At 50.2% G+C, this 13,631-nt stretch carries 14 protein-coding genes; 9 read left to right on the forward strand and 5 right to left on the reverse strand.

Going from position 1 to position 13,631, the window contains the following annotated elements; all coding sequences use genetic code 11:
- Positions 1-210 precede the first annotated feature (210 nt).
- Positions 211-648: an OsmC family protein gene (locus tag JJU14_RS14825; protein ID WP_228614501.1), complete on the reverse strand. Its 438-nt coding sequence runs from the start codon at positions 646-648 to the stop codon at positions 211-213.
- Positions 649-922: 274 nt separating this feature from the next.
- On the opposite strand from JJU14_RS14825, the gene JJU14_RS14830 reads away from it, so the two are divergent.
- The 9 genes from JJU14_RS14830 to JJU14_RS14870 all read left to right on the forward strand — a co-directional run bounded on the left by JJU14_RS14830 (position 923) and on the right by JJU14_RS14870 (position 11,917).
- A complete protein-coding gene (locus JJU14_RS14830; protein WP_228614502.1) occupies positions 923-1,339 on the forward strand; it encodes a hypothetical protein in 417 nt (138 codons plus the stop codon).
- Between the two features lie 148 nt (positions 1,340-1,487).
- Positions 1,488-2,042, forward strand: a complete 555-nt coding sequence (gene gloA, locus JJU14_RS14835; RefSeq protein WP_228614503.1) for a lactoylglutathione lyase — start codon at positions 1,488-1,490, stop codon at positions 2,040-2,042.
- Between the two features lie 85 nt (positions 2,043-2,127).
- Entirely contained in the window at positions 2,128-2,712 is a 585-nt protein-coding gene (locus tag JJU14_RS14840; RefSeq protein WP_228614504.1) for a class I SAM-dependent methyltransferase, read from the forward strand.
- Complete coding sequence (locus JJU14_RS14845) at positions 2,709-5,630, forward strand: DEAD/DEAH box helicase family protein (RefSeq protein ID WP_228614505.1); 2,922 nt, start codon at positions 2,709-2,711, stop codon at positions 5,628-5,630. Before JJU14_RS14840 ends, JJU14_RS14845 begins: the two co-directional genes overlap by 4 nt.
- A gap of 84 nt (positions 5,631-5,714) precedes the next feature.
- Positions 5,715-6,335 (forward strand): DUF642 domain-containing protein, encoded by a 621-nt coding sequence (locus JJU14_RS14850; RefSeq protein WP_228614506.1) that lies wholly within the window; start codon positions 5,715-5,717, stop codon positions 6,333-6,335.
- 514 nt (positions 6,336-6,849) lie between these two features.
- Positions 6,850-8,703 carry a tetratricopeptide repeat-containing diguanylate cyclase gene (locus JJU14_RS14855; protein ID WP_228614507.1) on the forward strand — a complete coding sequence of 618 codons (1,854 nt, stop codon included), beginning with the start codon at positions 6,850-6,852 and terminating at the stop codon, positions 8,701-8,703.
- 101 nt (positions 8,704-8,804) lie between these two features.
- Complete coding sequence (locus tag JJU14_RS14860) at positions 8,805-10,871, forward strand: S9 family peptidase (protein ID WP_228614508.1); 2,067 nt, start codon at positions 8,805-8,807, stop codon at positions 10,869-10,871.
- A gap of 246 nt (positions 10,872-11,117) precedes the next feature.
- Positions 11,118-11,477: a hypothetical protein gene (locus tag JJU14_RS14865; RefSeq protein WP_228614509.1), complete on the forward strand. Its 360-nt coding sequence runs from the start codon at positions 11,118-11,120 to the stop codon at positions 11,475-11,477.
- Between the two features lie 197 nt (positions 11,478-11,674).
- On the forward strand, positions 11,675-11,917 hold the full coding sequence (locus tag JJU14_RS14870; protein ID WP_228614510.1) for a hypothetical protein: 243 nt from the start codon (positions 11,675-11,677) through the stop codon (positions 11,915-11,917).
- Positions 11,918-11,996: 79 nt separating this feature from the next.
- Here JJU14_RS14870 and JJU14_RS14875 read toward each other — a convergent pair whose 3' ends face one another.
- The 4 genes from JJU14_RS14875 to JJU14_RS14890 form a co-directional block, all read right to left on the reverse strand.
- Positions 11,997-12,242: a hypothetical protein gene (locus JJU14_RS14875; protein WP_228614511.1), complete on the reverse strand. Its 246-nt coding sequence runs from the start codon at positions 12,240-12,242 to the stop codon at positions 11,997-11,999.
- A 245-nt stretch (positions 12,243-12,487) separates the two neighbouring features.
- Positions 12,488-12,859, reverse strand: a complete 372-nt coding sequence (locus JJU14_RS14880) for a hypothetical protein (protein WP_228614512.1) — start codon at positions 12,857-12,859, stop codon at positions 12,488-12,490.
- Positions 12,860-12,958: 99 nt separating this feature from the next.
- Entirely contained in the window at positions 12,959-13,204 is a 246-nt protein-coding gene (locus tag JJU14_RS14885) for a hypothetical protein (RefSeq protein WP_228614513.1), read from the reverse strand.
- A 128-nt stretch (positions 13,205-13,332) separates the two neighbouring features.
- The coding region (locus tag JJU14_RS14890; protein ID WP_228614514.1) for a hypothetical protein at positions 13,333-13,631 on the reverse strand (299 nt) is incomplete at its 5' end.

Raw genomic sequence — 13,631 nt, forward strand, 5'->3', positions numbered from 1 at the left:
CAACAAAAAAGCCAATCAGTGATAATCCAAATCCCATAGCTCGCTCCTTCAAAAAACTGAACGACTATCATAACGGGGTTTTTGGGCAAGATAACAATTTTTAACGCAAAAATTGCAACAGGTTGTTACGATATTATGCTCAATACTTGTAACAGCTTTGCCGGCTGCACCAGGTGCAGCCGTACTAAAAAGGGGGGTGGAGAAAAGGGGTTAAGATGCCAGACTATGCAGTACCTTGGTGCCATGCAGCAGGTTATCGTGAAGCGGGCAACGGGCGCAGACCTCATCCAGAAATTGCTGCTTTTCTGCATCCGTCATATCGGCATCGATGCTGGCACTGATGCGAATTTGCGAGAAGCCCACCCGATCCTCGGTCGGCTTACCGAGCAACCCGGCCGGGTTGTAATCACCTTCCACCGTGACTTGCATGCTGCGCAGCTCAATTTTTTGCTGAAAGGCGGCAATACGGCCAATGGTGCCAATGCAGCCCGCCACCGCAAACAGCATCAACTGCAACGGCGTTGGGCCAGTGCCTGTGCCTTTTGCCGCCACCGGCTGATCAATGGTGACCTTATGGCCATCCAGCTCGCCCGAAATGGCAAAGCCATCGGCCATACTGGCCTGTACTGTCACGGTTTTATTGGTCATAGCTTGTTGTCCTTGGTTGTGGTAAAGAAAGCTCTACCATACCTGTTGTGGCAAAGTATGGCATGAGCAAGATCAAATTAAGCTGCATTAAATTAAGTTTACCTAATTTAAGCGGGGCACGTGGGAATATATAAAAGCAGGGCGCTTGACAGTGTTACTACTAACAGCCGTTGCAAAAAATATATAGATTCGCCATAAAACCAGTGGCCAGATCAAAGCATTTTTTGACCATTTTGCTATTCTGATAATCTGAATTACGCACCAAGGAAGCCTCATGCCTACTAAGAAATTTACGCTCTGGCGCGAGCAGCACGTGCTCTTAGCAAGGGCGAAAGGTGGCTGGAACCGTTTAACCGCCGAAGATTACAGCAGCCAATTTAAATGTATGGCCTCGCAACTGATTGGCCAGCCCTGGGCGCACATCGTGTATCTGGATGATTGGGAGCTTGGCGTGCCGGAAATTGAGCCGGTGATTCAAGAACTGGTGCACTGGTGCCTCCAGCACCAACTGCGTTATGTTGCCCAAGTCTATTGTCCCAGTATGATTAAAAAATACCAGCTCGACAAAATGATTTGTGATACCAGGCCGGGGTTCGAAAAGCGGGTTTACCCGCAAGAACACGATGCTTTTGCTTGGCTGGCGTCGGTGGGCTTTACCACCGAAACCAGTAGTTTGCAGCAAGCCGGTTAGCCCGAGCCTTCAAACAGCGCGCTTCAATATCTTCAGGCTACAACACACCATCGAACAGAAACGAGCAACAGCAGTGCCCGCACAAGGGCAGTAAAACCTGCTAAGCTGGTTGCTTGTCATTTGCCAAGCTAACGATAAGGAGTGAGCCATGAGCCGTCACTTTGAGAGCGCCCCCGGCCTGTGCGAGCAGCGCGACCCGGCCACCAACGACTTTGTCTTTACCCAAACCATGCTGCGCATCAAAGACCCGGCCGTCAGCCTGGATTTTTACACCCGGGTACTCGGCATGACGCTGGTGCGCAAGCTGGATTTTCCCGAGATGACCTTTTCGCTGTTTTTCCTGGCGGCGCTCAGCGAGCAAGAAAAACAGCAGTGGTCCAGCATCACCGACGAGCGCACCATCCAAACCTTCAGCCGCCCAGCCATGCTGGAACTCACCTGGAACTGGGGCAGCGAAACCGACGACAACTGCCAGTATCACAACGGCAACGACGCGCCCAAAGGCTTCGGCCACATTGGCTTCTCCGTGCCCGACCTAACCGCCGCCTGCCAGCGTTTTGAAGCCCTGGGCGTGTCTTTTGTGAAAAAACCAGCCGATGGCAAAATGAAAGACATCGCCTTTATCCGCGACCCGGATGGTTACTGGATTGAGATTTTTGAGCCTGCGCTGCTGCCGAAAGGGTTGGCGGAGTTTTTGGGGTGAGGTCACTGAGGCAATCGATAGTCGTTCAGCGCTTGTAGCCCAAGGACTTTGTTGGTAAAACAGAAAAAAATGCATTGGATGCTGTATGTCTGTCAATTTTTACAATCAAAATGCTGCGCGTTTCGTCCAGGATACGGTGAAGGTCGAGATGGCGGCGCTGTATGATCAGTTTTTGCCTTATTTAAATCAGGGCGCCCATATTGTTGATGCAGGCTGCGGCAGTGGCCGCGATACTCTGTTTTTTCAGCAGCAAGGATTTCAAGTGACGGCCTTTGATGCCAGCGATGCCATGGTTGCGGCTGCACGGGAGTTAACCAATGGCAAGGTGCTGTTGTCAGACTTCAATGACTTTTCCTCGCCGAAGCCTGTGGATGCCATCTGGGCTTGTGCCTCTTTATTGCATGTTCCTGCTGCAAACCTTCCCCACACTTTTAAACACTTAGCCAATCAGCTAAAGCCAGCTGGGTTCTTTTATTGCTCGTTCAAGCAAGCTGAAAGTGATTCGGAGCGGGATGGTCGCCATTTTACCAATATGACTGAACAGCGTTTGCGTGACATGCTTAAGGACACATCCTTGCAAGTCTTGAAATGTTGGACCACAAGCGATCTCCGTCCCGGACGTGAACGTGAGTTGTGGCTGAACGCTTTGTTGGAGAAAAGCAGAACATGAGTGCTTTGCTTTGGCAAGGCCCGATACTTACGGCTGGTGGAGCTTCGGATCCTCTTCTGCCGAAGTTGGTGCAAGCCATCAATCATGCCACAGAAATTGAAATCAGTGTGGCGTTTATACAGCCATCGGGCTTGGAATTATTGTTGCCTGCGTTTGAAGACGCGCTTGATACTGGTGCGCAACTTTCGATTCTGACGTCAGATTACTTACTGATTACTTCGCCAAGGGCCTTACGTCAGTTATTGCTGTTGGCAGAGCGTGGGGCTCGGATACGATTGTTTTGCTGTAAGCCAGATACAGGCTTTCATATGAAAGCCTACATTTTTACCCGTAGCGTCGATGACGAACAGGTAAGCGGATGTGCCTACATCGGCTCCAGCAATATTAGCAAGGCTGCTTTGACCCTCAGTCATGAATGGTCTTTGCGTTATCAGTTTATTGGCGAGGCCATACCTGCTGATTACAGCCATATTCGCGAACAATTTTTAACTATTTTCAGCCATCCGCAAAGCCTACCCCTGAATGAAATGCTTCTCGCTGAGTACACTCGTCGCTATCAGGCACAGCAAGCAACAACGAAGCAGCTGAGCATGGTGGACGATGAAAAAGAGCCTGAAATCATTCCCAACAGCGCTCAACAAGAGGCACTGGATTTTTTGGCTGAGACCAGAGCTAAAGGCTATCAACGGGGCCTGGTCGTGCTGGCAACCGGGATGGGGAAAACCTGGCTGGCGGCTTTTGATGTCATACAAATGAAGGCACATCGTGTTCTATTTGTGGCGCATCGGGAAGAAATTTTGCATCAGGCCCAGCGTACCTTTAGTTGGCTATTACCGACCAAAAGCAGCGGTTTGTATAACGGGGAAGAAAAAGAGGCCTCTGCAGACATGGTGTTTGCATCGGTTCAAACGCTTGGTAAAACAGAGCACCTGCAAAAGTTTGCGCCTGATCATTTCGATTATATCGTGGTGGATGAGTTTCATCATGCAGCAGGTCGGAGTTATCAGGGGGTGTTGTCGCATTTTCAAGCCAGGTTTCTACTTGGGCTGACTGCAACGCCTGAACGCACCGATCAGGCCGATATTTTGGCACTGTGCGATCACAACTTGGTTTATCAGCGCAATGTGGTGCATGGTATTGAAGATGGCATCTTGGTTCCCTTTCATTACCACGGCCTGAACGACCCTTTTGTCGATTATCAGGAAATCCCTTGGCGCAATGGCAGGTTTGATCCCAGTGCCCTGGACTCTGCTTTTGCAACGCTGCGAAGAGCACAGCATATTTTCAAACATTGGCAGCTTTTGCGGCAAAGCCGTACTTTGGCGTTCTGCATCTCGCGCCGCCATGCCGATTTCATGGCGGACTATTTTTGCCGGCAGGGTGTCAAAGCTGCGGCGGTCTATCAGGGAAGTGAACTGCGACGCAACGAGGCTTTGAAGCAGTTGGCGATGGCACAGCTTGAAGTCGTTTTCTCGGTAGACTTGTTCAATGAAGGGACCGACCTGCCCGCGATTGATACGGTGCTGATGCTGCGACCGACTGAGTCGAAAATTTTGTTTTTACAGCAGCTGGGCAGGGGGCTTCGACAGAGCCCGGATACTGATAAGCAGCATTTGGTGGTGGTCGATTTTATTGGGAATCATCGATCATTTTTATTAAAGCCTGCCACATTATTCAATGTTGGCCCATCTAGGAAGTTGGCTGAGCTTACGAAAAATCCTCCAAAGTTGGCTGAGGGCTGTTACATCAATTTCGCCCCCGAAGTTGTTAATTACATGCAGCAATTAGCTCGCACCATTCGGAACACATCGGAAGACGATCTTCATGAACTTGCTGATGAGTTAGGGCATCGGCCGTCTGCTGCTGAATTCTTTGAGGCAGGTTATGATTTTAGCAAAGTGCGTAAATCCCATCACAGTTGGTTTGAATTAGTAGCACATGTCGAAAAAGACCAAAGTTTTACTGAGGTCGTGCAGCGCAATAGGCTCTTTTTGTTGCGGGGAGTAGAAACTACTTCGCTGAATAAAAGCTTCAAAATGATTTTGCTCCGTGCTTTTCTGGAGCTTGATGGCTTTCGGAAGAAGGTGACTGTTCAGGCGTTGGCAGAGCGAAGTTGGCACATTATCTGGCGGCATCCTGATTGGGCCCGACAGGAAATTAAAGCTGAGCTTCAATCTGAAAGTGCGAGAAGTAGTAAATGGCTTAAGTATTGGCTGGATAATCCCATCAAATTTTATTGCGCTAGAGATCAGAAAGACCAGCAAGCCTGGTTTCGCAGGGATGGCGATTATTTCCAAATTAACTTCCAGTTGGCTGCTGCAGATGCCGAGCCTTTGATGGCGCTGGTGGATGAGTTGATAGACTACCGGTTGGCGCAATATGCCAAGGGTAAAGGGAGCCACAAAAATCAGCAAGCGGCTAATTCGGTTGCAGCTTTATCAGCGCCTGCGCTTCCGGAAAAAACAAAGGGCCCAGCTGCAAATGTGCTGCCATTTTATCCGGATTTAAAAATTGCCTGCGGTCACTTTGGGCGTGGTTCACCAGACGATGCTCGACTGCACGCTATACCTCAGCACTATGGCAACCTTACTCCAGAGCGGCATTTTATTGCACCGGCCAAAGGAAATTCGATGAATGGCGGTAAGCAGCCTGTCCACGATGGCGATTTGCTGCTGTTTGAGTGGGTCACACCAAGCAGCGCCGGCTCTATAAGTAACAATATTATGGCCATAGAGTTGGTCGATGAGGCTGGTGATGCTTTTTATTTGCTGCGCGTGGTTAAGAAGCAATCCAATGGCCGTTATTTATTGAAAGCAACCAATCCAGATTACCGCGATATGGAGGCTAGTGAATCCATGCGCACTTTTGCGCGATTGAAAGCCATCATCGCACTAGACGATCTACAACCCATTGATTAACAAAGTCGATTAATTTTTGTTCCGTTGCTATTTGTTAACTGGTACAATGAGCGGGTAGTTTAACCAGTATTTGAGGGACCAAAAATGTCATTTGCACTTGTTCGTACCGTGGTAGGTGCTGCTGTATTGGCAGTAGCGAGTTTTAGCGCTCAGGCGTCGTTGATTGTAAACGGTGACTTTGAAGCCAACCCTGTTAACCCCAATTCCTGGACCTGGATGCCATCCAGTCAAGTGCCGGGCTGGCAGGGCAGCAATATCGAAATCTGGAACTCGATGAATGGCGTGCAGGCGGTGACCGGCAACCACTTTATTGAGCTGAATGCGCATGGTAGCAACCAGGGAGCCTGGTCGATTTTCCAGAGCTTTGAAACCCTGGTAGGCCAAAGCTATGAGCTGAGCTTTTACTACCGTGCCCGTAATGGCAGCAATGAGCAGTTTGAGGTGACGGTGGCGGATGTGAGCCAAACGCTGAACGATCACACCAACAAGAGCTGGAACTTCTTTAGCAGCAGCTTTGTTGCCACCGATACCAACACCACCTTGCGTTTTACTTCACACAACAGTGGCACCATGGGTAACTTTATTGATGGGGTGAATGTGGTGGCACAACAAGGTACAGCCGCTGTACCCGCACCGGCAACCTGGGGTGTGATGGCGCTTGGCTTGGTACTGCTTGGTGCTACCCGGCGCATGCGTTCCCGTTAAGCGATAGCGCTGCTTTTTAGCAAAAACGCCTCGCTTGCTGCGGGGCGTTTTGCGTTTCTGGTCCGTGGCGCTAAAACAACATTTGCTAAAGGGCTATAGCGTAAACCAGCAACGTTTAAGCCAGAACGCTGTTGAACTGGAGAAAGCGCTGCAACTGGTCAAGCGAGCTGCAGCTTTGCCTGTTTAATGAATACTATCAAGCTGTTATTAATGACACCGGCCTGGCTGCTATTACCTTGCTGGTTGCTGAATCTGATCCGCAACAAAAGCAGACATTAATTCGACTAATAGAAAATCTATTGGCTAACTAACACCAAAAAACTTTGAGCTTTCGCTTAGCACCTTCCCCTTGACGGAACTTCGTATCTCAAATGAGTTGTTTCTTGCTTTATTTCTTGCAAATCCGCCGCATAGATGGCTAGATTATTGAAACAATTATCAAGGAGAGGAGTTTTTATTGGCGCATTCGTAGGTGGCTGTTGCCATCGCCTGTTGGTTGAGAGAAGGATCTGTTATGTGTCGTATGTTCGTTGTTTTTTTTCTGAGTGTGCTGTCCTGGCACAGTTTAGCTGAGCGTGTACCCCGTATTGAGCAGCAACTAGATGCGGTGATTCAGTTTCCGCTGCGTTTTCCTGACGCTGCGCAATTGGCTGCTTGGGAGCAGCAGCTTCATACCGAGTCTGATTCCGATACCTGGTACAGGGTGAAAGCCTTGTCGCTCTTGCAGCAGGCTTTAGCGCCTGAACAAAAACAAGACGGGTTAAGTGCCTTGCAAACTCTGTTGCACCAAGCAGAACCAATTTCGACCGAAGCTCAGCTGGAGGTGTTGAACGCCTTGTTGGAGCTGCAGTTGCATCACCAGCTTCATGCACAGGCGCTGGCGCTGGTGTCTCAGGTCGAATCTTTATTGCTGCATGAGGTGACTCCCCGTTTGCAATTTGAGTTGCTGCTGCAATTAGGGCGGGTGTTAAAAGTCAATGGTGAGTTGGAGCAAGCGTTAAGCTTTTTTCTAAGAGCGCATCATGAAATTTTACAGCTGGATGGTGCTGGCACAAACTACCGTCGGCAGTACCTGCAGTTGCAATTGGCCAGGATCCAGAGCCGGCTGCAGAATTACCGTTATTCTATCCAGATTGCATCGCAAGCACTACAGGTGGCAACAGAGCTGGAGCTGAGTATCTTACTGCCGGAGTTGCATCTTATTCGTGGAGCCGGGATGCAAATGTCGGAAGGAACCAGCGAGCAGGTGATTGCTGATTTTAAGCAAGCGGCTAAAGCGGTGTATCCGCAAGCGCCGGGGCGTACGCAGATGATGGCACTGAATAATCTCGGTGCCGTGTATATGCATTTGAAAGAGTTTGAAAAGGCCAACCGTTATTTTCAGCAAAGCGTTGCCATTGCCGAAACGCTCCACAACGACAGAGAGCTGCACGTAACGCGCTTTAACATTGGTTATGTCAAGGTCTTGCAAGGACTAGTGGAGCAGGGGCTCCCTATTATGGAGCAAGCCTATGCAGCGTTTATCAACCAGACCACACCAGGCTTGCAGGGCATTATGTTGGGCCATCTGGCCGATGCCTACCATGAGGCGGGTTTGTACATGCAAGAAAACGAAGCGCTAAGGCAGCAGCGGCAGATCCGGGATCAGGTTCTGGCCATTGAGCGCGACCGGGTATATACCGAGCTGCAGGTTCAGTTTGAAGCGCAGGAGCAAGGGCTGCGCATTCAGTTGCTGGAGCAAGCCAATGCTCTGCGCGATGAGCGATTAAAACGAGCACAGCGGGAGCGAACCCTGTACATCGGCTTGGTAACGATTTTACTGTTAAGTTTGATCGGGCTGCTGAGTGCAATGCGCCATGTACGGCTTTTAAATGCTCAGCTGGATGACTTATCCAAGCGTGATCCCTTAACGCAGCTCTTTAACCGGCGTGCTTTACAGGATATGCGCCATGCCAGCGGAGATCTGTTGGTATTGCTGGATGTGGATCACTTTAAACAGATTAACGACAGTTATGGCCATGATAAAGGCGATGAGGTGTTAACTTGTTTGGCAGAGCGGCTATTGAGTTCGGTTCGTAAGGAAGATAGGGTGCTACGCTGGGGGGGCGAGGAGTTTCTGTTGATTTTACGGGGTGTTGAACCTGGTTCTGCTGCAGAGAGTATTGAAAAAATTCGCTGCACCATCAGCAGAGAGTCTATTGCCGAACTGGATGTTACCGTTAGCGGTGGTGCTGTGTTGCTGGACCAGGGGCAATCGATGCAGAAGGCATTAAAGCAGGCTGATGATTTGTTGTATCAGGCTAAGGCCGGTGGTCGGCGGAAAATCCATTACCAGTGGCCCGATCAGCATATAGAGGTTTTGTCTTAACGGGCAGATTAACGCCCGCAGTCTGCCATTAACCGTGTGTTTTTTCGCTGCCGTTTTTGCTGTGCTAAAGTAGCCGGCGGTATAACGACAGAGGATAACCCATGGTTCCTTTCTTCTCCGGCCGCCTGACGGCGGTTTTGACTTTATCGGCTAGCTTGTTTGTTGGTGGGCTGGCGCAAGCCGAAGCGTCCAGGCCGTTGACGCCTGAAGACCTTTGGGCGGTGCAACGGCCATCGGCCCCGGTGCTGGCGCCGGATGGTAAAAGTGCGCTGTATGGTGTTACTAGCTACAGCATGGAGACCGACCGCGGCACCACGGCATTGCATTGGCTGAACCTGCAAACTGGCCAGAGCCAGCAGCTGACGTTTCCGGCCAGTGGCAGCGACAGCGGGGCAGTGTGGCGGCCCGATGGCAGCAAAATTGCCTTTGTGTCGCGCCGTCAGGCCGAGCGTAACCAAATTTTTGTGATGCGGATGGATGGCGGTGAGCCGCGTCAGCTGACCGATTTGCCGGTGGCGGTCTCGGCGGTGCAATGGATGCCGGATGGCCAGAGCCTGGTATTTATGGCGCAGGTACCAGCGGATTTTGCTGGCGATTTTGCTGCATTGAAAGCCGAGCAAGCTGAAAAGGCCAAATCCAAAGTCTCGGCCTTTGTCACTGAAAACCGTTTGTACCGGCATTGGGATCGTTTCTTAGAGCAGGATGCGTATCCGCGGCTGTTCCGGGTGCAACTGGCGAGCGGCGAAGTCAGTGAGCTGACGCCAGGCTGGCAGCGCTATTTCAATATTGGCGGTGGCATTAGCTACGATATCTCGCCGGATGGCCGGCAGATTGCGCTAACGGCCAATACCACCGAACCCCCTTTTGATGACTTTAAAGCCGATGTGCTTTTGCTGCAAACCGATGGCAGTGGCAGCTATGTCAATTTGAGTGCCGATAACGCGGGCCGGGATATCAACCCGGTGTTTAGCCCGGATGGACGCTACCTGCTGTGGGGCCGCAGCCTGCGCAATGACTTTTACGCCGATCAGATCAACCTGCTGCAGTACGATTTACGCAGCGGTCAAAGCCGCATTTTAACCAGCGACTTTGATCACAGCCCGGTCAACTGGCAGTATTCGCGCAATGGCCGGCAGATTTTCTTTCAGGCCGATGACAGAGCCATGACGTCCTTGTTTGCCATGCCAGCACGCGGTGGTGCTATTCGTGAGGTGCTGCGCGGTGGCACCAATACTGGTCTGGCGGAAACCGCCGATGGCCGCTTGTTGTTTGTGCATCACGGCCTGACCCAGATGCCGGAGCTGTTCAGTGTACGGGTGAATGGCCGTGACCGCCGCCAAATCACTCAGCTGAATCAGGCGCTGCAAGACAGCATCGACTGGGGCAAGGTCGAGAATGTGACCTACGCAGGCGCCAATGATGCCCCGGTGCAGATGTTTGTGGTCTATCCACCGAACTTTGATGCCAGCAAGAAGTGGCCGGTGTTAAACCTGCTGCATGGTGGCCCGCACGGCTTCTTTGGCGATACCTTTCATTTTCGCTGGAATGCCCAGGTGTTTGCCGCAGCCGGTTACATTACCATCTTGCCGAACTTTCATGGCTCAACCAGCTTTGGCCAGGACTTTGCCATTTCCATTCATGGCGATCACCCAACCAAGCCTTTTATCGATTCCGAGCGGGCCATCGACTTTATGCTTGAGCGCCCTTATGTCGATGAAAACCGCCTGGCAGCGGCCGGCGGCAGCTATGGCGGCTATCTGGTAAGCTGGATTGCCGGCCACACCGACCGTTATCAGGCCTTGATTAATCACGCTGGTGTGTACAACTTAAAAGGCCAGTTTGCCTCCGACAGCACAGCACACCGGGTGCATGCCTATGGTGGCGCGCCCTGGGATGGCATGGAGAACGTGCTGCGCTTTAGCCCCTCGATGCATGCCGCCAACTTTAAAACGCCGATGCTGATTATCCATGGTGAGCTGGATTACCGGGTACCGGTGACCCAGGGTTTCGAAATCTATGGCGTGTACAAAGGCATGGGGCTGGATGCGCGTCTGGTGTACTTCCCGGATGAAAATCACTGGATTTTAAAACCCAACAACTCAGTGTTCTGGTTCAGTGAATTCACCGGTTGGCTGGACCGTTACTTAGGCCCGGGACCGAAAGAGTAAGCTTTGCGCATTTTTGTGCATTAGAAACATAAAAAAGCCCCGCCAGTGACCCGGCGGGGCTTTTTTTTGCGGTCTCCGTTGTCGCGAGGTGGATGCTGACTTAGCCCGCCATGGATTTCAGCTAGTAGCAGTGGCGACACAACTCTTTGCAAGTGGAATGCTCCGCTAAATAAAATTTTTGTTAGGTGCAATGGTCTTTATTTGTTATGGTAAGCGCAGATTATTGGTGCTATTTGTGAAAATAAAATGAATTATGCGCACAGCTCAGCTGAAAATAAATATCAGAGCTTTAGGGAGCATAGCTTGCATATTGCAGAGGCAACGCTGCCAGTTGGTTTAAAGAGTGTTGTTCAGCTGGATGTGATTAATGCTTTTGCATTGGCGCAAGCCCATCAGTGGGAAGAGAGCCCAAGTCGTCATAGCGACGCTAGTTGGTCATGGCGGGAGGGTTTTAAGCAATATGCTTACCGTCACCCTAAACGGTTTGAATTGGCTATCTGGTTTGCAAAGGCAAAGTTGTGTGGCTTAAGTATCGGTAAGCCAACTTTTTCAGGTTCACGACTGCGGCTGGATATTATTGAGGCGCTCCGGGACAGCATCCTTTGAAGGGGAAGGTCGTAGAACTCACTATCTCGGCGGCTGAGGCTTATGCTGATAGATTAGGTGCAGAGGAAATTCGTATTATGCGGCCAGTAAATGTTGATGTAATCCGCTATTATGAAAAGCATGGTTTTACTTATTTCAACGGCAAAGCCAGCAATGTGCCATCACACTTATGGCGGAATTTGTAGGAGTGGTAATTCATGACAACTAAGAAACGACCTCCAGCTGATTCGCCTGAACTTGAGCAATGGTTGCTCGAAAGGGCAAGAGAGCGTGCGGAAAAGTTATTCAGTACAGAAATCCCTGAGGAGTTGGCCGATGTAGATAGTGGCCTGATGGCTGGGCCTCGGAGCTGGGATGAACTGATGCCTGAAAAGACAAATGTTGAAGATATAGCCATCGATAAAGCGCATCAGCGCAAGCATCTTAAATCGGTTAAGTGACGTACTGAACTCCATTGGGCAAATTAAAAAGCCCGCTAGTTACCGGCGGGGCTTTTTAGTGAGGCAACTACAATCACAGCTAGCTCTCCCTTACATAGTAAACCCCATAGAGCATCAATAACATTAAAGAGCCCATTAGCCAAAAAGCGAGCAGCCGCTCTCGTCGGCCTGCAATTTTTTGTAGTACATAAGGGTCGAGAAATATCTTATATTCTCCATCCTTGCCCCAGACTGATGGCGGTAAAATCAGCTTTATGGCATAGGTAAAAATACGCCAGCCAGGGCCATCCCATTGACTGACAGTATCTTTTTGTAGCTCTTGCAACTTGTAGCTCTTGCAACTTTTTTTCCAGAGGCCGCATACCAAGTTGGGCAAAAATCAGCAACGAGGCAGCGAAATTTACAATTAACATACCCGCAATTATGTGTTCGAGTGCCATAAGCGATTCGTGGAGCGCTGCTTCAGTCATTAGCGACGGCCTAGAGCTTGCGAGCGTGAGCATCGGTCACTTTGTACTCCCATGACTTTTCCAAGAAACACTCATTAGGTGCTGTGCGTGATAGGCATAACTAAAGCATTTCCACATAAATAACTGCATACACAATGAATATCAAAAAAGAACTCAAATTCCAGATGGCTAAGAGCCGGTGACGACGGGTTGCAATCTGGTGCAGTAAAAAGGGATCGAGCAACATTTTGTATTCGCCTTTTTCACCCCAAAAGGTTGCTGGCACAGACAGCTTTATGGCGTAGGTGACCACTCGCCAACCAAAGGCATCCCATTGGCTGACAGTATCCTTGTGTAGCTCTTGCAACTTTTTTCCCAGCGGTCGCATGCCAAATTTTGCAAAAATCAGCAGCGAAGCAGCGAAGTTTAGAAATAAAATGAGCGATATAATGGTTGCTATGTCCAGTGTGTCTTGGATAGCTGTTTCAGTCATTAGCGACGGCCTCGTGTCTGCCTGCAGTCACCGGTATCATCCTGTGTGCTCGCGATTTTTCTCACAACAACATTCACATGTTTTGTGCTATGAGCATAACTAAAGGAATTCCACATAGATAACCGAATAAACTACGAAGAGCAGGGCTGACGCCATCAACCAACGTGCCAGAAATTTATCGCGTCTGCTTGCAATCTGGTGCAGTAAAAACGGATCAAGAAACATTTTGTATTCGCCTTTTTTGCCCCAAAAAGTTGCTGGCACCGACAGCTTTATGGCATAGGTAAAAATACGCCAGCCAGGGCCATCCCATTGGCTGACGGTATCTTTGTGCAGCGCTCGCAACTTTTTTTCCAGTGGCCGCATGCCAAATTGGGCAAAAATTAGCAACGAGGCAGCGGAGTTTAGTATTAAAAGCAGCGCGATAATGTGTTCTAGCGCTAGTAGCGGTTCGTGAATCGTATTTTCGACCATTAACGCCGGCCTCGTGTCTGCCAGTTGGAGCTGGCATCATACGCCGCACCAGCTGCTCTTTTACCTAAAGTATCTCCATAATTAGCCGCATAATAACCGACACCCAAGGCTGTGATACCGGCAGCAGCCAAAATCACCCAGCCAGCCGGTGACCAGCTGAGTGCTACACCAACTTTGGTGATAGCAATCACACCGGCTGAAAAACTTGCTTTTGCTGCTGCAGCACCCGCTGCAGTGCCTATTCCAAACCCGGTCATCTCTTGCGCAGCAAGGCGATAATGATCCTGGCCATTACGCC

Origin of the sequence: Alkalimonas sp. (assembly GCF_020831925.1) — a bacterium.
Lineage (GTDB): Bacteria > Pseudomonadota > Gammaproteobacteria > Enterobacterales > Alteromonadaceae > Alkalimonas.